Genomic DNA, 21973 nt, shown 5'->3' with positions numbered 1-21973 from the left:
GCATGATCGTTCGTCCCGTACGCAGCAGCGATTTACCGGCCCTGATTGATCTGGCGCGCAGCACCGGCACCGGCCTCACCACCTTGCCGGCCAACGAAGAGCGCCTGACCCACCGTGTGGGCTGGGCCGAGAAAACCTTTCGTGGCGACGCCGGGCGCGGCGATGCCGACTACCTGTTCGTGCTGGAAAACGACGAAGGCCGCGTGGTGGGGATTTCCGCCATTGCTGGCGCCGTTGGCCTGCGTGAGCCCTGGTACAACTTCCGGGTCGGCCTGACGGTCAGCGCCTCCCAGGAACTGAATATCTACCGCGAGATCCCGACGCTGTTCCTGGCCAACGACCTCACCGGCAACTCCGAGCTGTGCTCGTTGTTCCTGCACGCCGATTACCGCACCGGCCTCAACGGTCGCATGCTGGCCAAGGCGCGCATGTTGTTTATCGCGGAGTTCCCGCAACTGTTTGGCAACAAGATCATTGCCGAGATGCGCGGTGTATCCAACGAAGCGGGGCGTTCGCCGTTCTGGGAAAGCCTGGGCCGGCACTTCTTCAAGATGGAATTCAGCCAGGCCGACTACCTCACGGGCGTGGGCAACAAGGCGTTTATCGCCGAACTGATGCCGAAGTTTCCGCTGTACAGCTGCTTCCTGTCCGAGGATGCGCGCAATGTGATCGGCAAGGTCCATCCGGACACCGAGCCGGCGCTGAGCATGCTCAAGAGCGAAGGCTTCAGCTACCAGGGCTATGTCGACATCTTCGACGCGGGACCTGCGGTGGAATGTGAAACCACCAAGATCCGTGCCGTACGCGATAGCCAGTCGCTGGTGTTGGCGATCGGCACGCCGGGGGACGATGCTACGCCGTTCCTGATCCATAACCGCAAGCGCGAAGAATGCCGCATCACCGCCGCCCCGGCTCGTCTGGCGGCAGGCACGCTGGTAGTCGATCCACAGACCGCCAAGCGCCTGCGACTGGTGGTGGGTGATCAAGTGCGTGCCGTTCCGTTGTCCGCTGCTCGGGAGTCGAAATAATGAATTCGCTGTATATCGCAGGTAGCTGGCTGGCTGGCCAGGGTGAACTGTTTGAATCGCGCAACCCGGTGACTCAGCAGGTGCTGTGGGCCGGCAATGGCGCCACCGCCGAGCAGGTTGAGTCGGCCGTGCAGGCTGCACGCCAGGCGTTTCCGGCCTGGGCCAAGCGCCCGCTGGAAGAACGCATCGCTATTCTGGAAACCTTCGCCGCCACCCTGAAAAGCCGCGCCGACGAAATCGCCCGTTGCATCGGTGAGGAAACCGGCAAGCCGCTGTGGGAATCGGCCACCGAAGTCACCAGCATGGCCAACAAGATCGCGATCTCGGTGCAAAGCTACCGCGAGCGTACCGGCGAGAAGAGCGGCCCCCTGGGCGACGCCACCGCCGTGCTGCGCCACAAGCCGCACGGCGTGGTGGCGGTGTTTGGCCCGTACAACTTTCCTGGTCACTTGCCGAACGGGCATATCGTCCCAGCGTTGCTGGCGGGTAACACCGTGCTGTTCAAGCCGAGCGAGCTGACCCCCAAGGTTGCCGAGTTGACCGTGCAATGCTGGATCGAAGCCGGGTTGCCGGCGGGTGTGTTGAACCTGCTGCAAGGCGCGCGGGAAACCGGTATCGCGCTGGCGGCCAACCCCGGTATCGACGGGTTGTTCTTCACTGGCTCCAGCCGCACCGGCAATCACCTGCATCAGCAATTCTCTGGGCGCCCGGACAAGATCCTCGCCCTGGAAATGGGCGGCAATAACCCGCTGGTGGTGGATGAAGTGGCCGACGTGGATGCGGCGGTGTACACCATTATTCAGTCGGCGTTTATCTCGGCCGGCCAGCGTTGCACCTGTGCGCGTCGCCTGTTGGTGCCGGAAGGCGCGTGGGGTGATGCGTTGCTGGCGCGCCTGGTGGCGGTCAGCTCGACGATTGAAGTGGGTGCGTTCGACCAGCAACCCGCGCCGTTCATGGGCTCGGTGATCTCCCTCGCGGCGGCCAAAGCCTTGATGGACGCCCAGGAACTGATGCTCGCCAATGGCGCCGTGGCGCTGCTGGAAATGATTCAGCCCCAGGACCAGGCCGCCTTGCTGACCCCCGGCATCATCGACGTAACTGGCGTGAGCGAGCGCGAAGACGAGGAGCTGTTCGGCCCACTGTTGCAGGTGATCCGCTACGCTGATTTCGAAGCGGCGATTGCCGAGGCCAACAACACCCAGTACGGCTTGGCCGCCGGTTTGTTGTCGGACTCCGAGGCACGCTACCAGCAGTTCTGGCTGGAAAGCCGCGCGGGCATCGTCAACTGGAACAAACAACTGACCGGCGCCGCCAGTACCGCGCCGTTTGGTGGAGTAGGGGCGTCGGGCAACCATCGCGCCAGTGCCTATTACGCAGCGGATTATTGCGCGTACCCGGTGGCCTCGCTTGAGACCCCGAGCCTGGTGTTGCCAGCCGCGCTGACACCCGGCGTGCGATTGCCCTGATTGCTATTGATGCCTATAAAAATACAGATGTTCGTGGAGCCTCGCCGATGAAATCCTATGAAGTCAATTTTGACGGTCTAGTGGGGCCGACCCATAACTACGGCGGTTTGTCCTTCGGCAACGTCGCGTCCCAGAGCAACAGCCAGCAGCATTCCAACCCCAAGGAAGCGGCGTTGCAGGGCCTGCAGAAAATGAAAGCCCTGATGGACATGGGCTTTGTGCAAGGGGTATTGGCGCCTCAGGAGCGTCCTGATGTGGCCGCCTTGCGCAACCTGGGTTTCAGCGGCACCGACGCCCAAGTAATCCAGCAAGCGGCCAAGGATGCGATGCCGTTGCTGGTCGCGAGCTGCTCCGCGTCGAGCATGTGGGTGGCCAACGCCGCCACCGTCAGCCCAAGCGCCGACACCTTTGACGGCCGCGTGCATTTCACCGCCGCCAACCTCAACTGCAAATACCACCGCAGCATCGAACACCCGACCACCAGCCGCGTGCTGGGGGCGATGTTTGCCGATGACAAACACTTTGCCCATCACGCGGCCTTGCCGGCCGTGGCGCAGTTTGGCGATGAAGGCGCGGCCAACCACACACGTTTCTGCCGTGAGTACGGCGACGCAGGCGTTGAGTTCTTTGTGTTTGGTCGCAGTGCGTTCGACCCTCGCTACCCGGCGCCGCAGAAGTACCCGGCACGTCAGACCCTCGAAGCGTCCCAGGCCGTCGCACGCCTGCATGGCCTGAAAGACGACGGCGTGGTTTACGCCCAGCAGAACCCAGCGGTGATCGATGCCGGCGTGTTCCACAACGACGTCATCGCGGTGGGTAACGGCGAAGTGCTGTTCTATCACGAAGATGCCTTCCTCAATACCGAACAGATGCTCGCCGAATTGCACGGCAAACTGGGCAAGTTGGGCGGTAACTTCCAGTCCGTCTGCGTGCCCCGCGCGCAAGTCAGTGTCGAAGACGCGGTACGCTCCTACTTGTTCAACAGCCAGTTGCTGAGCCGCGCTGACGGCTCGATGCTGCTGATCGTGCCGGAAGAGTGCCGTGCCAATGAGCGCGTCTGGCAGTACCTGCAAGGCCTGACCGCTGCCGGTGGCCTGATCCGTGAAGTGAAGGTGTTCGACCTCAAGCAAAGTATGCAGAACGGCGGTGGCCCGGCGTGCCTGCGTTTACGTGTGGCGTTGAACGAAACGGAACTGGCGGCGGTGAATCCAGGCGTTATCATGACCGCGCCGTTGTACGAAACACTGACCCAGTGGGTAGGCAAGCACTACCGCGACAGCTTGCGCGAAAGCGACCTGGCTGACCCGCAGTTGCTGCTTGAATGCCGGACGGCACTGGATGAACTGACGCAAATCCTTAAACTGGGCTCGGTTTATCCTTTCCAGATCAATTAAACGCCGCATGGCTGAGAGCTATTTATGACCACCGACACCCTGAAACTGATTCTTGAAGACACCGACGGCACCCAGCTGGAAACTTCCTGCACCCGCGTCGCCGTGGTCTGGCAGGGCAAGGAAATCTGGATCCAGCACGATGGCCGTGGCCAACTGCTGATCGGCGTTGACGTGGAAGAAGGCGATGCCGAATACGCCAATCTGCTGATGCGCCCACTGGCCACCAACCTGATGAGCCTGCAACTGGAAATGGAACCGGCCGACGTTGAAGGTGATGACGACGATCACGTCCATGGCCCAGGCTGCAACCACTAAGGAAGCTGCGTATGCTCGCCCTCGGCAAACTGCTTGAACTGACCCTCGCCGGTCGCGAACCGGCGCAAAAAATTCAACTGACTGTCGACGGCGTGCAGATGCGCTGGCTCAGCGAGGGCGCGCTTGAAGTGCGCCCACCTGAAGCGAAGGACAACGGCAGCGACCTGCTGCTGTCGTCTGGCATCCATGGCAACGAAACCGCGCCGATCGAACTGCTCGACCGCCTGTTGCATGGCATTGCCCGTGGGGAGATCAAACCCCGTACCCGTATTTTGTTCCTGTTCGGCAACCCCGAGGCCATACGGCGCGGCGAGCGTTACCTCGAACTGGACGTCAACCGGCTGTTCAACGGCCGACACGAAAAAAACATCGGCCCCGAGGCCATGCGTGCCGCGGAGCTTGAGCAATTGGCTCGCAGCTTCTTCAGCCAGCCTGGCCGTTCGCGCCTGCATTACGACCTGCACACGGCCATTCGTGGTTCGAAGATCGAACAGTTCGCCCTGTACCCTTGGAAGGAAGGTCGTCAGCATTCGCGCCATGAACTGGCCCGTTTGCGTGCCGCCGGTATGGAAGCGGTGCTGTTGCAAAACAAGACCTCGATCACCTTCACCGCGTTTACCTACGAGCAGTTGGAGGCCGAAGCCTTCACCCTGGAGTTGGGCAAGGCACGGCCGTTCGGGCAGAACCAAGGCGTGGACGTCTCGCGCCTGGAAAACCGCCTGAAACAGATCATCGAAGGCTCCGAGCCGGAAACCGAGAGCCTGGATGGTCTGCAATTGTTTGCCGTGTCCCGTGAAGTCATCAAGCACAGCGATTCGTTCCTGATGCACCTGCCGGCGGATGTGGAGAACTTCTCGCCGTTGGCGCAGGGCTATTTGTTGGCCGAGGACGTGGCCAAGACCCGCTGGGTGATTGAGGAGGAGGGCGCGCGGATCATCTTCCCCAACCCGAAGGTGAAGAATGGTTTGCGCGCGGGCATCCTGATTGTGCCGACCACGGACGCTGGCCTGGCCTGAAAAAGAAAAAACCCGGTTTTTACACCGGGTTTTTTGTATTTCTTAAACGGCTACAGCCCGTGGCTCGCTGCGACGGATCGCACGCACCTTGTGCAAGGTATCGGCGCAGGTGCGTGCAGCTTCTTGGCCTTTGTGCACGAAGTGCTCGTAGAAAAAGGTCTGGTGTTCGCTGCCCGCGTGGAAGTGATGCGGGGTCAGGGATACCGAGAACACCGGCACTTCGGTTTCCAGCTGAACCTGCATCAGGCCGCTGACCACCGATTGGGCCACGAACTCGTGACGGTAGATACCACCGTCCACCACCAACGCGGCAGCGACAATACCGGCGTAACGGCCGGTGTTGGCCAGCAGCTTGGCGTGCAGGGGCATTTCAAAAGCGCCGCCGACTTCGAAGAAATCGATGTCCGATTCCTGGTAGCCCTGGGCGATCATTTCGGCGAGGAAGCCTTTGCGCGATTGGTCGACAATATCCTTGTGCCAGCAGGCCTGGATAAACGCGACGCGCTCGCCGTGGTGGTTTTTGCTTTTGCTGTCGATTGCGGTGGGTTGCATGTTCTGACTCCTGTTTAAGAAAAAAACAGGGCGTTATGAATCGAATGGGATTTAAGGGTACGCAAGCACAATTCGTGCGCGGCCCTTAGGTGCCAATCCCGTTCTCTCTTCATCCGGACTATGACCGTCGGCCCCGGGATCACACCGGGTCTGCTGACCTTGTCGCCGTCCTGCCGGAGCAGTTCGAGGCGCCAAGCGCTCGCGGGCTATACACATTGCGTGTAATTACCGCCGGTGGGGAATTGCACCCCGCCCTGAGAACGTTGCCACCAGAACCCTGGCGGCGGAGAGTTTTTAACACGCTTTTTCGAAAACTGCACGACCGCCGTATCGATAAGCTATATCGGTTTGTTTGGTTGGTATTCGATTGAATGCATTGGGGGCTTGATATTCAGTGGCGTTGCCCGCAGTAATCACTCACAAAAGGAACTTACGTAAACCTTGAGAGGCTTGTTTCATGTCTGTGATCGACCTGCGCAGCGACACCGTGACCCAACCCACCCCCGGCATGCGGGACGCGATGGCCGCTGCCGTCAGCGGCGATGATGTGTATGGCGAGGACCCCAGCGTCAATCGCCTGGAAGCCGAACTGGCCAAGCGTCTGGGTTTTGCCGCCGCGTTGTTCGTGCCGACCGGCACCATGAGCAACCTGTTGGCGTTGATGGCCCACTGTGAACGCGGCGAGGAATACATCGTCGGCCAGCAGGCCCATACCTACAAATACGAAGGCGGTGGCGCGGCGGTGCTGGGTTCGATCCAGCCGCAACCGCTGGAAGTGCAGGCAGATGGCTCGCTGGACCTGGATCAGGTGTTGGCGGCGATCAAGCCCGACGACTTCCACTTCGCCCGCACCCGCTTGCTGGCGCTGGAAAACACCATGCAAGGCAAGGTATTGCCACTGGACTACCTGGCAAAGGCCCGGGCGTTCACCCGCGAGCATGACCTGGCCCTGCATCTGGATGGCGCGCGGCTCTACAACGCAGCGGTCAAGCTGGGTGTGGAGGCGCGCGCGATTGCCCAGCATTTTGATTCGGTGTCGGTGTGCCTGTCCAAAGGCCTCGGTGCACCGATTGGTTCGGTGCTGTGCGGCTCCACGGCGTTGATCGCCAAGGCCCGGCGCCTGCGCAAAATGGTCGGCGGTGGCATGCGCCAGGCCGGCTCGTTAGCGGCGGCGGGGCTGTATGCCCTGGATCACCAGGTGCAGCGCCTGGCTGACGACCACGCCAATGCCCAATGGCTGGGCGATACGTTGCGCCAGGCCGGTTATGAGGTGGAGTCGGTGCAGACCAATATGGTCTACGTGCAGATCGGTGACCAGGCCCAGGCCTTGAAGGCGTTTGCCGCCGAACGCGGGATCACGTTGAGCGCCGCCCCGCGCCTGCGCATGGTCACGCATTTGGATGTCAGCCAGGCGCAGATCGAGCAGGTCGCGCAGACATTCGTCGAATTTTCGCGGAAATGACAGTGCAGACCGTCTAATTGAACGTTTCAATCGTATAAACACGCTGTACCACCGGCAAAGGGCCGATATAATGCGGCCCTTTGCCGTCGCTCCGTCTGATGATGTTGCGCACTGGCCTTTGGCCGCAGCCTCCGTGGAAGAACCTAATGAAAAGCGCAGAAATCCGTGAAGCCTTCCTTCGCTTCTTCGAAGAGCAAGGTCACACCCGTGTCTCCTCCAGCTCCTTGATCCCAGGCAATGACCCCACCCTGCTGTTCACCAACGCGGGGATGAACCAGTTCAAGGACTGCTTCCTGGGCCAGGAAAAGCGCGCATACACCCGCGCCGTCAGCAGCCAGAAGTGCGTGCGCGCCGGTGGTAAGCACAACGACCTGGAAAACGTCGGCTACACCGCTCGTCACCACACCTTTTTCGAAATGCTCGGCAACTTCAGCTTTGGCGATTATTTCAAGCAAGACGCGATCAACTTCGCCTGGACCTTCCTCACTGGCGTGCTGAAGCTGCCGAAGGAAAAACTCTGGGTCACCGTCTACGCCAGCGATGACGAGGCGTACGACATCTGGACCAAAGAAGTCGGCGTGCCGGCCGAGCGCATGGTGCGCATCGGTGACAACAAAGGCGCACCGTACGCCTCCGACAACTTCTGGACCATGGGCGACACCGGCCCGTGTGGCCCTTGCACCGAGATCTTCTACGACCACGGCGCCGACATCTGGGGTGGCCCACCGGGCTCGCCAGAAGAAGACGGCGACCGTTACATCGAAATCTGGAACAACGTGTTCATGCAGTTCAACCGCACCGCCGATGGCGTGTTGCATCCGTTGCCAGCGCCGTCGGTAGACACCGGCATGGGCCTGGAGCGGATCAGTGCGGTGATGCAGCACGTGCATTCCAACTACGAGATCGACCTGTTCCAAAGCCTGCTGGCCGCGGCAGCCAAGGCCATTGGTTGCACCAATGAAGACCAGGCTTCGCTAAAAGTGGTGGCTGACCATATCCGTTCCTGCGGCTTCCTGATTGCCGACGGCGTGTTGCCGTCCAACGAAGGCCGTGGCTATGTGCTGCGTCGCATCATCCGTCGTGCTTGCCGCCACGGTAACAAGCTGGGCGCCAACGGCAGCTTCTTCTACCAGATCGTTGCGGCGCTGGTGGCCGAGATGGGCGAAGCCTTCCCGGAGCTCAAGCAGAATCAGGCGCACATCGAGCGCGTGCTGAAGGCTGAGGAAGAGCAGTTTGCCAAGACCCTGGAACAGGGCCTGAAAATTCTCGAACAAGACCTCGCCAACCTGCAAGGCACCGTGGTGCCGGGCGACGTGGTGTTCAAGCTCTACGACACCTACGGTTTCCCGATGGACCTGACCGGCGACATCGCCCGTGAGCGCAACCTGACCCTCGACGAGGAAGGTTTCGAGCGCGAGATGGAAGCCCAGCGCGTGCGCGCACGTTCGGCCAGCTCGTTCGGCATGGACTACAACAGCCTGGTCAAGGTTGATGTGGCCACCGAGTTCACCGGCTACAAGGCCACCAGCGGTGAGGCCAAAGTGGTTGCCCTCTATAAGGACGGCCAGTCGGTTGACGTATTGAATGAAGGTGACGACGGTGTGGTGGTCCTGGACCAGACGCCGTTCTACGCCGAATCCGGTGGCCAGATCGGCGACTGCGGTTTCCTGAAAGCCGCGTCCGGTCGTTTTGACGTACGCGACACCACCAAGACCGGCGGTGCGTTCCTGCACCACGGTGTGTTGGCCTCGGGCAGCCTCACCGTCGGTTCGCCGGTGGATGCCCAGGTAGACGCCGATGTGCGCCACGCCACCTCGCTGAACCACTCGGCCACGCACTTGCTGCATGCAGCCCTGCGTCAGGTACTGGGCGAGCACGTTCAGCAGAAGGGTTCGTTGGTCGACAGCCAGCGCCTGCGTTTCGACTTCAGCCATTTTGAAGCGATCAAGCCGGAGCAGATCAAGGCCCTGGAAGACATCGTCAACGCCGAGATTCGCAAGAACACTGCCGTCGAAACTGAAGAAACCGATATCGAGACTGCAAAAGCCAAGGGCGCCATGGCGCTGTTCGGCGAGAAGTACGGCGACAGCGTGCGCGTACTGAGCATGGGCGGCGACTTCTCGGTGGAGCTGTGTGGCGGTATCCACGCCAACCGTACCGGCGACATCGCCCTGCTGAAGATCATCAGCGAAGGTGGCGTGGCGTCCGGTGTGCGTCGTATCGAGGCGGTGACCGGCGCTGCGGCCCTGGCCTACCTGAATGCGGCTGAAGAACAACTCAAGGAAGCGGCCAGCCTGGTCAAGGGCAGCCGCGACAACCTGATCGACAAACTGTCCGCTGTGCTGGAGCGCAACCGCGCACTGGAGAAACAGCTGGAGCAGTTGCAAGCCAAGGCGGCCAGCGCGGCAGGCGACGATCTGTCGGCTTCTGCGGTGGACGTCAAGGACGTGAAAGTCCTGGCCGCACGCCTGGACGGTCAGGACGGCAAGGCGCTGTTGGCCTTGGTCGATCAGTTGAAGAACAAGCTCGGCCGCGCAGTGATCCTGCTCGGCGGTGTCCATGAGGATAAGGTTGTTCTGGTTGCCGGTGTAACCAAAGACCTGACTGGCCAACTCAAGGCCGGTGATTTGATGAAGCAAGCCGCCGCGGCAGTGGGCGGGAAGGGCGGTGGTCGTCCGGACATGGCGCAAGGCGGTGGTGTAGACGCCGGTGCCCTGGACGCAGCCCTGGCCCTGACCGTGCCGTTTGTCGAGGCAGGTATTTAAGGCACTGTTAACCGGCCCGTGGTCTAGTCACGGGCCTGTTCGGTGCTGGTTGATTGGATATTTAGGCGCCCCTTTACGGGCTGAGGCGGCTTAGAAATGGCTTTGATCGTACAGAAATTTGGAGGCACCTCGGTCGGCTCTGTCGAAAGAATCGAGCAGGTGGCCGACAAGGTTAAGAAATTCCGCGATGCCGGCGACGACCTGGTGGTGGTGCTGTCGGCCATGAGCGGCGAGACCAATCGCCTGATCGATCTGGCCAAGGCAATCAGTGGTGATCAACAGCCGCTCCCGCGTGAGCTGGATGTGATCGTGTCCACCGGTGAGCAGGTGACCATCGCCTTGCTGGCCATGGCGCTGAACAAGCGCGGTGTGCCGGCGGTGTCCTACACTGGCAGTCAGGTGCGCATCCTCACCGACAGCGCGCATACCAAGGCGCGCATCCTGCAGATCGACGATCAGAAAATCCGTACGGATCTGAAGGCCGGTCGCGTGGTAGTTGTAGCAGGCTTCCAGGGTGTGGACGAGCAGGGCAACATCACTACCCTCGGGCGTGGCGGTTCGGACACCACCGGCGTGGCGCTGGCAGCGGCGCTGAAGGCCGATGAATGCCAGATCTACACCGATGTGGACGGCGTCTACACCACTGACCCGCGTGTGGTGTCCGTGGCCCAGCGCCTGGACAAGATCACCTTTGAAGAGATGCTGGAAATGGCCAGTCTCGGTTCCAAGGTGTTGCAGATCCGTGCGGTGGAATTCGCCGGCAAGTACAACGTTCCGCTGCGCGTATTGCACAGCTTCAAAGAGGGTCCGGGCACCCTCATTACTATTGATGAAGAGGAATCCATGGAACAGCCGATCATTTCCGGTATCGCTTTCAACCGTGATGAAGCCAAGCTGACTATCCGTGGCGTGCCGGATACCCCGGGTGTGGCGTTCAAGATCCTGGGCCCTATCAGCGGCGCGAACATTGAAGTCGACATGATCGTGCAGAACGTTTCGCACGATAACACCACCGATTTCACCTTCACCGTGCACCGCAACGAGTACGATGCGGCGGAGCGGATCCTGCAGAACACTGCGAAGGAAATCGGCGCCCGCGAAGTGGTCGGTGATACCAAGATTGCCAAGGTGTCGATCGTGGGTGTGGGCATGCGCTCTCATGCGGGCGTTGCCAGCCGCATGTTCGAGGCCCTGGCCAAGGAAAGCATCAACATACAGATGATCTCCACCTCGGAAATCAAGGTCTCGGTGGTGATCGAAGAGAAGTACCTGGAACTGGCTGTACGCGCGCTGCATACCGCTTTTGAGCTGGACGCTCCGGCCCGACAGGGCGAGTGATGAAGTGCCAGGAAGGCGCGGTTTACCGCGCCTTTCCTTTTTTTGTAGGGCGCATGTTCTTTTGCGTGCGCTCGACAATACTTAGGCGGGTAGGGCTATGGCCTTTGGGTTGTAGGTCGAAGGCCTTTTTTTTGCAGACTGTTGTTCCTGAACTGAAATGCGTGAGGAGAAAGGTATGCTGATTCTGACTCGTCGTTGCGCAGAAAGCCTGATTATCGGTGATGGCGAAATCACCGTGACCGTGCTCGGCGTCAAAGGCAATCAAGTGCGTATCGGGGTTAACGCTCCGAAAGAGGTGGCGGTACACCGCGAGGAAATCTACCTGCGGATCAAGAAAGAGAAGGACGAAGAACCAAGCCTTTAATTTTTATCGTTTTTTATGTTTGCAAACGGGGATGAACGTGGTTAATATACGCCCCGTGTTGCGGAGAGCTGGCCGAGTGGCCGAAGGCGCTCCCCTGCTAAGGGAGTACACCTCAAAAGGGTGTCGGGGGTTCGAATCCCCCGTTCTCCGCCATTATTTGCTTAGTACGTTGCAATCTGGTTTTTTCGCTAAGTTGTTGAAAATTAACGAAAAAATAGCTTTACATAGAGATTGAACGGCCTATAATGCGCGGCAACAAATGCACTCGTAGCTCAGCTGGATAGAGTACTCGGCTACGAACCGAGCGGTCACAGGTTCGAATCCTGTCGAGTGCACCATTTAAGAGTCAGTTGCAGCAATGCAGGTGATTCGGTTACAACCAGTTGTGATCTGGTCTAAAAACACAATCTGCACTCGTAGCTCAGCTGGATAGAGTACTCGGCTACGAACCGAGCGGTCACAGGTTCGAATCCTGTCGAGTGCACCATACAAACAAAAAGCCCGCCTAGTGCGGGCTTTTTGCCGTCTGGGGTTTGTGTAGGATTTTTTCTTTTTCTCTCGCCTCCATGTGTTTTCCTTCTCCACTGCGTCGTCGCAGTTCATAGATGCAGCCAATACTCAGCTTTGGCTCGCAAGCGCTTGTTCTTCCCAGTTTTTTGACGTTTAAAGTGGCCGGGCGGTGTATCATTGCGCCCGTCAGCCCCGCCGGGGCTTGTGGAATACCTCCATGGACTTACCCAGTAGTTGCTCAGTACCCCGTTTTACCAATCATGAATTGACTGATTGATCCTTCCGGCGTGCCCCGCTGCTGGGAGTGGAGTTCGCCTATGACCGAAGTAGAAGTAAAGAAAACACAAGAAAGCCTGCAGGATCGCCTGGCTCAAGTCATCGAGCTGCTGCAGCGCCAACGCGTGGTCGAAGACCTTACGCATCGCCAGGATGGCCCGAACAACAACCTGGTCGAAAACCTGGTTCACCGGCAAAACCTCGTTGAGCTGCAACGCAAGCTCGACGACCTTCACTCCGCCGACGTCGCCTACATTCTCGAAGCCTTGCCGCTGGATGATCGACTGACCCTCTGGCAGTTGGTCAAGGCTGACCGCGACGGCGACATCCTGCTCGAAGTGTCCGACTCGGTCCGAGAAACCCTGATCGCCGACATGGACGATCATGAGCTCCTGGCCGCGGCCAAGGAGATGGACGCCGACGAACTGGCCGACCTGGCCCCCGAACTGCCCCGTGATGTTGTCCATGAGCTGATGGAGGCCCTCGACGGCCAGCAGCGTGAGCGTGTGCGCTCCGCGCTGTCCTATGACGAGGATCAGGTCGGCGCCCTGATGGACTTCGAGATGGTCACCATCCGCGAAGACGTCAGTTTGGAAGTGGTCTTGCGTTACCTGCGTCGTCTCAAGGAGCTGCCAGGCCATACCGACAAGCTGTTTGTGGTCGATTACGAGGGCATTCTCAAGGGCGTGCTGCCGATCAAGCGCCTGCTGGTCAACGACCCTGAGAAAAAAGTGGCCGACGTCATGGCCAGTGATCCGGTGAGCTTTCACCCGGATGAAGACGCCTACGAGGCTGCCCAGGCGTTTGAACGTTATGACTTGATCTCGGCGCCGGTGGTCGACAAGAACGGCAAGCTGATCGGTCGTTTGACCATCGATGAAATGGTCGACCTGATTCGTGAAGAGAGTGAGACCGAAGTCCTCAACATGGCAGGTTTGCGTGAAGAGGAAGACATCTTTGCCTCGGTTTGGCGTTCACTGCATAACCGTTGGGCGTGGCTGGCCATTAACCTGATCACCGCTTTTATCGCGTCGCGGGTGATTGGATTGTTCGAAGGGTCGATCGAGAAGCTGGTGGCGCTCGCCGCACTGATGCCGATCGTGGCCGGGATCGGCGGTAACTCGGGTAACCAGACGATTACCATGATCGTGCGCGCCATGGCGCTGGACCAGGTGAGTACAGCGAACTCGTCGCGCCTGCTGCGCAAAGAGTTGGCGGTAGGCCTTATCAATGGCCTGGTGTGGGGTGGGGTGATCGGTGTGGTGGCCTACTTGCTGTATGGCAGTTGGTCGCTCGGTGTGGTGATGACCGCCGCCATGACCCTTAACCTGCTGCTGGCGGCGTTGATGGGGGTATTGATCCCGATGACCCTGGCCCGTCTCGGGCGTGACCCGGCGATGGGTGCCAGCGTGATGATCACGGCCATGACCGACAGTGGTGGCTTCTTCATCTTCCTGGGCCTGGCAACAATCTTCCTGCTCTGATTCCATTCTGCGGGGGCAAATCTGCCCCCGCCTCAAATCTTCTTCCCGAATCCCACGCAAAAAAAAGCCAGCACATGGCTGGCTTCGGCTTTCAGTAGCAGATCAATTGGCTTCTGCGGCCGCCTCAACGTCGTGCGCGATAAGCGAGACGAGAGCATTTTGCTGACGATGGGAGAGCTGACGAAAACGCTGCAGCAGTTCGCGTTCGTGCAGCGACAGCTCGGGGCTGTCCAGGCGCATGCTCAACTCGTCGCCCAGCGCACCTTCCTGAATGAGGCTTTGTTCCAGGCGCGCGATGATTTCGGAGTTCATGCTGCGGTGATGATTGCGAGCCACCTCGGCAATGCGTTCCCGCATTCCGTCTGGCAGACGTACGACGAACTTGTCAGCCGTACGGCTGGAATAAATTGCCTGTTTCAATGGGCGCATATATTTAACCGGTTAGTTCAGGGGAGCGGTTTTTGGAATTGGCCGCAAGATGAATGTTAAGACAAGGCTCACGACCAAAGTTCAACCTGAATTGCAAAGAGGCCGCATCATGCCTCAGATTTGACATTTCCTTGGCGTCAATTCTGTGACAAATATTGAACTGCCTAAAGGCTTTATGCCAGCACTCATTTGCATTTTTGCGGACTGGTTGGAAAACTTTTCAACGCGTAAATCCGCGATGGAACTTCCCGTCAGTCCAGGCCACCACAAGGTTTGAGGCCGCACATCCTATAGCAAAGTGGCCTTTTGCCCTTAAGTTTAAGACTAGTGGCAATTTGCCGATTAGCGAGGGGGAGGCGACATAAGGTAGGGGGAGGAGATTAGCGCAGGATGGGGTCGAATTTGATGCGTCGACCTACGATCAACGTGAGCAGCAATAGGCATGCGAACACGCCGCTGCTAACAAATGCGGTGGTCTGGCCGTCATAGGATTCGGTGCTCATGCCCAGGACAGCAGCCAATGCGGTCAGGCACAAAAACAGCCAGGCAAATTTGTTCATCAGAATGTCCTCAGAAAACCCAATGTTCAGAAGCAGGTGTGGACTGAGCCTCTTGGGCCACGCGTACCGGCGATTGCGCGTTGGGGGTCATCACCGCCAGTTGTGGGCGTTGTTGCAAGTGATGTGGCACGGCCTGGCTGATTTGGGCGGGGTCGTTGCTGCCGGTCGATTGAAAATGAAACATCACCAGTGCAGCCAAGGCTACGGTGTTGAGGGCTAACAGAAGGGCACTGTTCATGGTTATGTTCTCCGCTTAACGCCGTGGCTTATTGGGTTTGTAGGAGAAGTATTGCAGGTGTCGTGCCAACCTATTAATTCAATTAAATCAACGTGTTGAGTCTATTTTAAATGGCTGGAAGGTTGCAATTTGCAATGATGGCGTTTTGGGAGAGTGCATTTTGCACGATGGGCTCAGGGGGCTGTGTTTGTGGGGGCAAGGCAGGATAAATAAGGTCAGTACCGGCCTACACTCAAAAAGCCCACGGACGACATGACAAAACCCACCTCGGCCGTTAACATGCACGCCGTCCGTCGCCGCGCCTTTAGCGCAGCGGCTGTCATTTGTCCCAGTAGCTCAATTGGATAGAGCATCCCCCTCCTAAGGGGAAGGTTGGCCGTTCGAACCGGCCCTGGGACACCAGATCCAAAGCCCCGCACAGATCCGTCTGGCGGGGCTTTTTTGTGGGCGTTTTCCGAAGATGGGTCGAACCTTGCCGGGGTTATGGGTTCACAGCCCTGGCATCGTGTATTTATAGCGATTCGTGTATCCCGCGAGCAGCCGGACAGCGTCTGAACCTTTAAGCAAAATAATCCCCGGAAACAGCGCATACCGCCTGTCCGGACCCGGCCACCCCGGACTATCATGCCGATAGCCCTGTCTCTCACCGCAAGGAGCCGCTCGGAACGCCGATGCGCCAGATCTGGAAATCTTTTCGAGCCCTTTATTTCGCCTCCTTGATGATGCTGATCGGCTCCGGCCTGCTCAGTACTTACCTGGCCCTGCGCCTGGCGGCCGATCATGTCGACAGCCTGTGGGTCGGCGCGTTGATGGCGGCCAACTATTTTGGCCTGGTGCTGGGTGGCAAGATCGGGCATCGCCTGATTGCCCGGGTCGGGCATATTCGCGCCTATGCGACCTGCGCTGGGATCGTCGGCGCGGCGGTACTGGGCCACGGCCTGATCGATTGGCTGCCGGCCTGGATCGTGCTGCGGATGATCGTGGGTCTGGGCATGATGTGCCAGTACATGGTCATCGAGAGCTGGCTCAATGAGCAGGCCGATGCCAAGCAGCGTGGCGTGGTGTTCAGCGGCTATATGATTGCGTCTTACCTGGGCCTGGTGCTCGGCCAACTGATTCTGGTCATGCACCCTCAATTGGGTCTTGAGTTGCTGATGCTGGTCGCGCTGTGTTTTGCGCTGTGCCTGGTGCCGGTGGCCATGACGCGGCGCATTCACCCGGCGCCCCTGCATCCTGCCCCGATGGAGCCGCGCTTCTTTATAAAACGCGTGCCACAGTCCCTGAGTACCGTGCTTGGCGCGGGGCTGATCGTCGGCTCGTTCTACGGTCTGGCGCCGTTGTATGCCTCTCAGCAGGGCTTGACCACCGAGCAAGTGGGCCTGTTCATGGGTAGCTGCATTTTTGCCGGGCTGGTGGTGCAGTGGCCATTGGGCTGGCTGTCGGACCGCTATGATCGCGCGCTGCTGATCCGCTGCTTTGCCCTGTGCCTGGCCGTGGCGGCGTTGCCGCTGGCGATACTGACCAAGGTGCCGCTGGAAGTGCTGTTCGTGGCAGGCTTTGTCTGCTCCCTGGTGCAGTTCTGTCTGTATCCGCTGGCGGTGGCGTTCTCCAACGACCATGTGGAAGGCGATCGACGCGTGTCGCTGACGGCCATGCTGTTGGTGACCTACGGCGTCGGCGCCAGTGTCGGGCCGTTGCTCGCCGGTGTGGTGATGAAGCTGTTCGGCAGCCACATGCTGTATGCGTTTTTCAGCCTGTGTGCGTTGATCCTGGTGTGGCGCATCCGACCGAAAGCGGTGACCAACCTGCATCAGGTGGATGATGCACCGTTGCACCACGTGGCAATGCCCGACAGCATGTCCAGTTCGCCGCTGGTGGCTTGTCTCGATCCGCGGGTAGACGAGGCCGTGGTGCAGGAACAAATGCAAACCGCCGCCCCTGAGCCTGAACCGGAAGCGGCGTTGAGCCCCGAAGCGGACGAACCGCCCTTTGTAGGGCCGCCTGCGCCCGCTGGGCCGGACGAGCACCCTCACGACTTGAGCAGGGCGCGCCCCTGAATGCAAAACGGGCAGATTCCATCAGGATCTGCCCGTTTTTTTGCCGCGATCTTTAAGCTTTAAAAATCGTCGTCTTTGTCGAAGCGTCGTGCTTCGCGTTGCAACTGGTACACAAAGCGCTCGACCTGGCGCTGCACCAAGCCACTCATGTTGTGGAAGCGCACGCCGGCGAAGGTGGTGTTGATCTTCTCTTCGAAGTGCAAGTAGCGCAGTTCGACCGAGGTGGTCATGCTGCCAAAGGGCAGGGCAGCGATAAAGCGGTCGTAGACCTGGCCCAGTTGCAAGCGCTCGGAGATATCCCCTTCAAAACGCAGTTTGCAGCCGGTGGCGGAAATATCCAGCAGCTTGCCGCTGATAGGCGCCTTGAGCTTCTCGCCACCCAGCTCGATGTTGACCAGTTGGGCCAGCTTCAAGGCGGCGCGGAAGGCATTGCGGCGCTGATGGTAGACCACTTCGTCGGGGAGGCTGCCGGTGTAGATGCGGTGACCGTCTTTTTCGCTGATGCTAAGGCTGCCGTTGCTTTCCCAGGCAACGCGCACGCCTTCGTGGAAGCCTTCGATGCGGAAGGGCTCGCCGTTTTCCAGGTAGCGTTCGCCGTCGCGGGGGATCATTTCATCCAGGGCCAGGCTGCCGCTGTCGCGATTGACGTCCACCAGGTAGCTCTGGAAGCGCTGGCTGCGCTCATGGAAGGTGATGATCAGCGGGTCATGGCTGTCTTGCAGCATCCGCAAGGTACTGGCGATTTCCAGAGGCGTGGTGAGGACCTTGGGGGGCTGCGGGGCATCTTCCGCATTAAGGGCGTTGAACACGGTTCTTCCATCTCCAGACAAAATACGACTACACGCAAGAGCAGGCATTCTGCCAGTATGTGGCGCGCCTTGGATAGGCCGCGCTGTAAACCGGCGTCAGGCTTGGCTGCGGGTGCTTGGCTTGACCAGGCGCGAGGTGGAACCCTGGGCGTTGTAAAGCGCCGGAGGCTCTCCGCCGTGAAGTATACGCAACTGGTTGGCGGTCGTGGCTTGCTGAAGCTGGATCGACTGACCGTTGAGCAGGTTGGTTTCCTGACACTGGCTGAGCAATTGATTGAGCTCCTTGCTCTGCGCCAGTAACTGATCGCCGACCGTGGAGTGGCTGGCCAATTGTGCCAAGCCATCATGGTCCGCCGGCAGGCCCAGGCTGATGAGGATCTCGCTGCGTTTTTTGCCGTGCTGTTCCAGCAGGATAATCAGCGACTGCTTGCGCGCCAGAATTTCTTCGAGCAGGGGCATGTCCCGACCGAAGAGGGCCAGGGTTTCTTCCCGAAGCAGCTCAAGCAGCTGTTGGGTCGGGGCTAGATCATCAATGATCAGTTGAAGCAGATTTTCGTCGTGATGCATGGCTGGCCTTGGGGTTTAAGCGTCCAAAAGCCCTGCGCAGGCCTTAGCCTAGCGCTCGGCTTCGAAATTAAGCAGCTTGCTGGCTACACGGTTGCTGTCGACTTTATAGCTGCCATCGGCGATTGCCTGTTTCAATTCGGCCACACGGGCTTTATTGACCACCGGTTGATCGCGCAGCGAGTCAGTGACCTTCTGCAACTGTTGAGCCTCGTTGCTCAGGTGTACGGATTCCCCGCTCTGGCTGGCGCTGGCCTGTTCTGCCTTGGCGGGCAGTGGCTGGGCCTTGGCTTCTACGCTGTCTTTGGTGCCAGTGGCTCGCGTAGGGGCCGACGGGGTCGGGGTGTTATTTAAACGACTGAAATCGATGACCATGATCAAAAAACCTCTGGGTATTTGGACGCTTGCCATGTTTTCGGCCATACCCGGACAAACTTTAGGCTCGATTGACAATAAAACCTACAGGCCGGCATCCAGCCGACAGTGTAGGAAAAGCAGGCGCCTGATACCAGTAATCTATAGAGCTACCTCTACCTGACCCGGTGCGGTGACTCGCGCCTTGATCACCCGGTTGGAATTAAGGTTCTTCACGCGTATCTGTTCGCTCATGCCGCCGTTGGACAGCGCTTCCCCCGGCATTTTCACCTGCAGCGCACCGCTGCTGGCGGAAATCACCACTTGGTCGCCCTTGCGAATCACCTCGGCTTGCTCCAGATGCACCAGGGTGATGACTTGGTCGGTGACCACTGGTCGGGTCAACTTCTGTCCGACCGCCTGGTCGAGAGAGGTCAGGTAGCCCTGGCTGATCATGCTGATGTCGCGTTCGCGAAGTACCACGTCCTCGAAACCGATGATCCCGGTACGTTTGAGCGGGCGGGCAACCACCACCACATCACGGAAGAGCTTGACCTGGGCCGGCACGAACACGGTCCAGGGCGAGGCGCCATCGCAGCGGACCTTGACCGTCACTCGGCCGATAGGCTGGGCGGGGCTTTCCAGGGTGGCTGTCAATTCCTTGTCGCACATGGGCATGCGCAAGCGCGGGTCCAATTGGTTGACCTGGATTTCATAGCGCCCCGGCGTCTGGGTGGTCGCCAGATAATCTTCTACAGTGAACTCAAGAAAGCCTTGGGTGACGCCGATAAGTAGATCAGGCAAGGTGACGTTGTCTGCGCGGGCCGTGGCGCCCAGGCCCAGGGCAAGCAACACCAGCGGTGCGCAGAGCGATCTGCGAAACCGTGTCAGGACGGGGCGTCGGGAAACTGTCGTTTTAATATCCATGACCAATAAATAGCAAAGGCCGTGCCGTTTAGCGTCGGGTGCGCGTCACTGCCCTTATAGGTATGGCCAAAGGTTTTAGCGTGGGAGTCAAGGCATGGCAGGAGTAATGGATTCAGTAAACCAGCGCACACAGCTGGTAGGGCAGAATCGCCTGGAGTTGTTGCTTTTTCGCCTGGATGGCAAGCAGTTGTATGGCATCAACGTGTTCAAAGTGCGGGAAGTGCTGCAATGCCCCAAGCTGACGATCATGCCCAAGTCCAGCCCGGTGGTGTGTGGCGTCGCCAACATCCGTGGCGCGACGATCCCGATTCTTGACCTGGCCCTGGCCACCGGTTCGGCGGGTTTACAGGACCGCGAGAACCCGTTCGTCATCATTACCGAGTACAACACCAAGACCCAGGGTTTCCTGGTGCGCTCGGTGGAGCGCATCGTCAACATGAACTGGGAAGAGATCCATCCGCCGCCCAAGGGCACTGGTCGTGATCACTACCTCACGGCGGTGACGCGGGTAGATAATCAGTTGGTGGAAATCATCGACGTGGAGAAGATCCTCGCTGAAGTGGCCCCCACCTCTGAATCGATTTCCGTGGGTGTGGTGGACGCCGAAACTGCGCACAAGGCCGTTTCCCTGCGTGTGCTGACCGTGGACGATTCCTCGGTAGCGCGCAAACAGGTGACCCGTTGCCTGCAGACGGTCGGCGTGGAAGTGGTGGCCCTCAACGATGGTCGCCAGGCGCTGGATTACCTGCGCAAGCTGGTGGACGACGGCAAGAAGCCGGAAGAAGAATTCTTGATGATGATCTCCGACATCGAGATGCCGGAAATGGACGGCTACACCCTCACGGCCGAGATACGCAACGATCCACGCATGCAAAAATTGCATATCATCCTGCATACTTCGTTGTCGGGTGTATTCAATCAGGCGATGGTCAAGAAGGTCGGTGCCGATGACTTCCTGGCCAAATTCCGTCCTGATGACCTGGCATCCCGGGTAGTCGACCGGATCAAGGCAGCAGATAACAGCTAGGGGATTTCCCCTGGCGGTCACACGATTTAAGAGGCGGTATCATTGTCTACGGGTAATTTGGATTTCGAACAGTTCCGGGTCTTCCTGGAAAAGGCCTGTGGCATATTGCTCGGTGAAAACAAGCAGTACCTGGTATCCAGCCGTCTCAACAAACTGATGGAGCAGCAGGGCATCAAGTCGTTGGGCGAGCTGGTCCAGCGCATCCAGGGGCAGCCGCGCAGCGGGCTCAAGGAGATGGTGGTCGATGCCATGACCACCAACGAAACCCTGTGGTTTCGCGACACCTACCCGTTTGAAGTGCTCAAGAGCAAAGTGTTGCCGGAGGCCATCAAGGCCAGCCCTGGCCAGCGCCTGCGCATCTGGTCGGCCGCTTGCTCTTCGGGGCAGGAACCGTACTCGATTTCGATGTCCATCGATGAGTTCGAGCGGACCAACATGGGCCAGTTGAAGGCCGGTGCGCAAATCGTCGCCACCGACCTGTCCGGCACCATGCTCACCAACTGCAAGACTGGCGAGTACGACAGCCTGGCCTTGGGTCGTGGTTTGTCCCAGGAGCGCCTGCAACGTTACTTCGACCCGAAAGGGGCGGGGCGTTGGGCGGTCAAGGCGCCGATCAAGAGCCGCGTGGAATTCCGCTCGTTCAACCTGCTCGACAGCTACGCCAGCCTGGGCAAGTTCGACATGGTGTTCTGCCGCAACGTGCTGATCTACTTCTCGGCCGAAGTGAAGAAAGACATCCTGCTGCGCATCCATGGCACGCTCAAGCGTGGCGGCTACCTGTTCCTCGGTGCTTCGGAAGCGCTGAACGGCCTGCCGGATCACTATCAGATGGTGCAGTGCAGCCCGGGGATCATCTACCAGGCCAAGTAATGCACGCGTGAACACACAATGGGAGGCCCCACAAAGGCCTTCCATTTTTTTTGGCCGCAAAGCGGCAAACACCATTGCCGCTTTACTGGCGCCACGCGGAAACCGCTTGCCGCTTTTCTGGCATTGCTGCTGGCAAGCACCTCCGAAACCCTTGATATACGGGCCTGT

21 protein-coding genes, 4 tRNA genes and 1 riboswitch are annotated in these 21973 nt (G+C 59.3%); of the genes, 17 read left to right on the top strand and 8 right to left on the bottom strand.

Annotation, left to right across the window (positions count from 1 at the left end; all coding sequences use genetic code 11):
- Nucleotides 1–2: 2 nt before the first annotated feature.
- The 5 genes from astA to astE are packed head-to-tail and all read left to right on the top strand — an operon-like array spanning nucleotide 3 to nucleotide 5219.
- Nucleotides 3–1028: an arginine N-succinyltransferase gene (gene astA, locus CI807_RS29980; protein ID WP_095017322.1), complete on the top strand. Its 1026-nt coding sequence runs from the start codon at nucleotides 3–5 to the stop codon at nucleotides 1026–1028.
- Nucleotides 1025–2494, top strand: a complete 1470-nt coding sequence (astD, locus tag CI807_RS29975; protein ID WP_177409650.1) for a succinylglutamate-semialdehyde dehydrogenase — start codon at nucleotides 1025–1027, stop codon at nucleotides 2492–2494. Before astA ends, astD begins: the two co-directional genes overlap by 4 nt.
- Before the next feature lie 47 nt (nucleotides 2495–2541).
- Entirely contained in the window at nucleotides 2542–3888 is a 1347-nt protein-coding gene (gene astB, locus CI807_RS29970; protein ID WP_095017320.1) for an N-succinylarginine dihydrolase, read from the top strand.
- A 24-nt stretch (nucleotides 3889–3912) separates the two neighbouring features.
- Nucleotides 3913–4203 carry a hypothetical protein gene (locus CI807_RS29965; RefSeq protein WP_003214319.1) on the top strand — a complete coding sequence of 97 codons (291 nt, stop codon included), beginning with the start codon at nucleotides 3913–3915 and terminating at the stop codon, nucleotides 4201–4203.
- 11 nt (nucleotides 4204–4214) lie between these two features.
- A complete protein-coding gene (gene astE, locus CI807_RS29960) occupies nucleotides 4215–5219 on the top strand; it encodes a succinylglutamate desuccinylase (RefSeq protein ID WP_095017319.1) in 1005 nt (334 codons plus the stop codon).
- A gap of 42 nt (nucleotides 5220–5261) precedes the next feature.
- Here the strand turns inward: astE and CI807_RS29955 are convergent, their stop codons facing one another.
- Nucleotides 5262–5771, bottom strand: a complete 510-nt coding sequence (locus tag CI807_RS29955) for a 6,7-dimethyl-8-ribityllumazine synthase (protein ID WP_095017318.1) — start codon at nucleotides 5769–5771, stop codon at nucleotides 5262–5264.
- A 96-nt stretch (nucleotides 5772–5867) separates the two neighbouring features.
- A riboswitch (FMN riboswitch) is annotated at nucleotides 5868–6037 on the bottom strand.
- A 191-nt stretch (nucleotides 6038–6228) separates the two neighbouring features.
- Here CI807_RS29955 and ltaE point away from each other — a divergent pair.
- From ltaE to mgtE, 8 genes are all read left to right on the top strand, one after another.
- Nucleotides 6229–7233, top strand: coding sequence for a low-specificity L-threonine aldolase (gene ltaE / locus CI807_RS29950; RefSeq protein ID WP_095017317.1), 1005 nt, complete (start codon nucleotides 6229–6231; stop codon nucleotides 7231–7233).
- A 146-nt stretch (nucleotides 7234–7379) separates the two neighbouring features.
- On the top strand, nucleotides 7380–9998 hold the full coding sequence (alaS, locus tag CI807_RS29945) for an alanine--tRNA ligase (protein WP_095017316.1): 2619 nt from the start codon (nucleotides 7380–7382) through the stop codon (nucleotides 9996–9998).
- Between the two features lie 96 nt (nucleotides 9999–10094).
- Entirely contained in the window at nucleotides 10095–11336 is a 1242-nt protein-coding gene (locus tag CI807_RS29940; protein WP_010208327.1) for an aspartate kinase, read from the top strand.
- A 175-nt stretch (nucleotides 11337–11511) separates the two neighbouring features.
- Nucleotides 11512–11700: a carbon storage regulator CsrA gene (csrA, locus tag CI807_RS29935; protein WP_003175645.1), complete on the top strand. Its 189-nt coding sequence runs from the start codon at nucleotides 11512–11514 to the stop codon at nucleotides 11698–11700.
- A gap of 62 nt (nucleotides 11701–11762) precedes the next feature.
- A tRNA-Ser gene (locus CI807_RS29930) sits at nucleotides 11763–11853 on the top strand.
- A gap of 108 nt (nucleotides 11854–11961) precedes the next feature.
- Nucleotides 11962–12038: transfer RNA gene (locus tag CI807_RS29925), tRNA-Arg, on the top strand.
- Nucleotides 12039–12110: 72 nt separating this feature from the next.
- Nucleotides 12111–12187 (top strand) — tRNA-Arg (locus CI807_RS29920).
- Nucleotides 12188–12527: 340 nt separating this feature from the next.
- Complete coding sequence (mgtE, locus tag CI807_RS29915; protein WP_016979786.1) at nucleotides 12528–13970, top strand: magnesium transporter; 1443 nt, start codon at nucleotides 12528–12530, stop codon at nucleotides 13968–13970.
- Between the two features lie 102 nt (nucleotides 13971–14072).
- Here mgtE and CI807_RS29910 read toward each other — a convergent pair whose 3' ends face one another.
- From CI807_RS29910 to CI807_RS29900, 3 genes are all read right to left on the bottom strand, one after another.
- Nucleotides 14073–14399, bottom strand: a complete 327-nt coding sequence (locus CI807_RS29910; protein ID WP_003175643.1) for an Arc family DNA-binding protein — start codon at nucleotides 14397–14399, stop codon at nucleotides 14073–14075.
- 380 nt (nucleotides 14400–14779) lie between these two features.
- On the bottom strand, nucleotides 14780–14959 hold the full coding sequence (locus CI807_RS29905) for a PA3371 family protein (protein ID WP_016979785.1): 180 nt from the start codon (nucleotides 14957–14959) through the stop codon (nucleotides 14780–14782).
- A 10-nt stretch (nucleotides 14960–14969) separates the two neighbouring features.
- A complete protein-coding gene (locus tag CI807_RS29900; RefSeq protein WP_095017315.1) occupies nucleotides 14970–15197 on the bottom strand; it encodes a hypothetical protein in 228 nt (75 codons plus the stop codon).
- A gap of 325 nt (nucleotides 15198–15522) precedes the next feature.
- Here CI807_RS29900 and CI807_RS29895 point away from each other — a divergent pair.
- Both CI807_RS29895 and CI807_RS29890 read left to right on the top strand, forming a co-directional pair.
- A tRNA-Arg gene (locus CI807_RS29895) sits at nucleotides 15523–15599 on the top strand.
- Nucleotides 15600–15868: 269 nt separating this feature from the next.
- The gene (locus CI807_RS29890) at nucleotides 15869–17254 is read left to right on the top strand and encodes an MFS transporter (RefSeq protein ID WP_095017314.1); all 1386 of its coding nucleotides are present in this window, start codon (nucleotides 15869–15871) and stop codon (nucleotides 17252–17254) included.
- A gap of 59 nt (nucleotides 17255–17313) precedes the next feature.
- On the opposite strand, the gene CI807_RS29885 is transcribed toward CI807_RS29890, so the two are convergent.
- The 4 genes from CI807_RS29885 to flgA form a co-directional block, all read right to left on the bottom strand.
- The gene (locus CI807_RS29885; RefSeq protein ID WP_095017313.1) at nucleotides 17314–18063 is read right to left on the bottom strand and encodes a flagellar brake protein; all 750 of its coding nucleotides are present in this window, start codon (nucleotides 18061–18063) and stop codon (nucleotides 17314–17316) included.
- A 96-nt stretch (nucleotides 18064–18159) separates the two neighbouring features.
- The gene (locus tag CI807_RS29880) at nucleotides 18160–18630 is read right to left on the bottom strand and encodes a flagella synthesis protein FlgN (RefSeq protein ID WP_095017312.1); all 471 of its coding nucleotides are present in this window, start codon (nucleotides 18628–18630) and stop codon (nucleotides 18160–18162) included.
- Between the two features lie 48 nt (nucleotides 18631–18678).
- On the bottom strand, nucleotides 18679–19002 hold the full coding sequence (gene flgM / locus CI807_RS29875; RefSeq protein WP_095017311.1) for a flagellar biosynthesis anti-sigma factor FlgM: 324 nt from the start codon (nucleotides 19000–19002) through the stop codon (nucleotides 18679–18681).
- A gap of 141 nt (nucleotides 19003–19143) precedes the next feature.
- Nucleotides 19144–19908 carry a flagellar basal body P-ring formation chaperone FlgA gene (gene flgA, locus CI807_RS29870; RefSeq protein WP_095017310.1) on the bottom strand — a complete coding sequence of 255 codons (765 nt, stop codon included), beginning with the start codon at nucleotides 19906–19908 and terminating at the stop codon, nucleotides 19144–19146.
- Nucleotides 19909–20002: 94 nt separating this feature from the next.
- On the opposite strand from flgA, the gene CI807_RS29865 reads away from it, so the two are divergent.
- Entirely contained in the window at nucleotides 20003–20935 is a 933-nt protein-coding gene (locus tag CI807_RS29865; RefSeq protein WP_016979776.1) for a chemotaxis protein CheV, read from the top strand.
- A 42-nt stretch (nucleotides 20936–20977) separates the two neighbouring features.
- Nucleotides 20978–21805 (top strand): protein-glutamate O-methyltransferase CheR, encoded by an 828-nt coding sequence (cheR, locus tag CI807_RS29860; protein ID WP_016979774.1) that lies wholly within the window; start codon nucleotides 20978–20980, stop codon nucleotides 21803–21805.
- Nucleotides 21806–21973: the final 168 nt, after the last annotated feature.

Origin of the sequence: Pseudomonas sp. NS1(2017) (assembly GCF_002269425.1) — a bacterium.
Classification (GTDB): Bacteria; Pseudomonadota; Gammaproteobacteria; order Pseudomonadales; family Pseudomonadaceae; genus Aquipseudomonas; species Aquipseudomonas reactans.
This window is presented reverse-complemented; position numbering and strand designations above follow the sequence as displayed.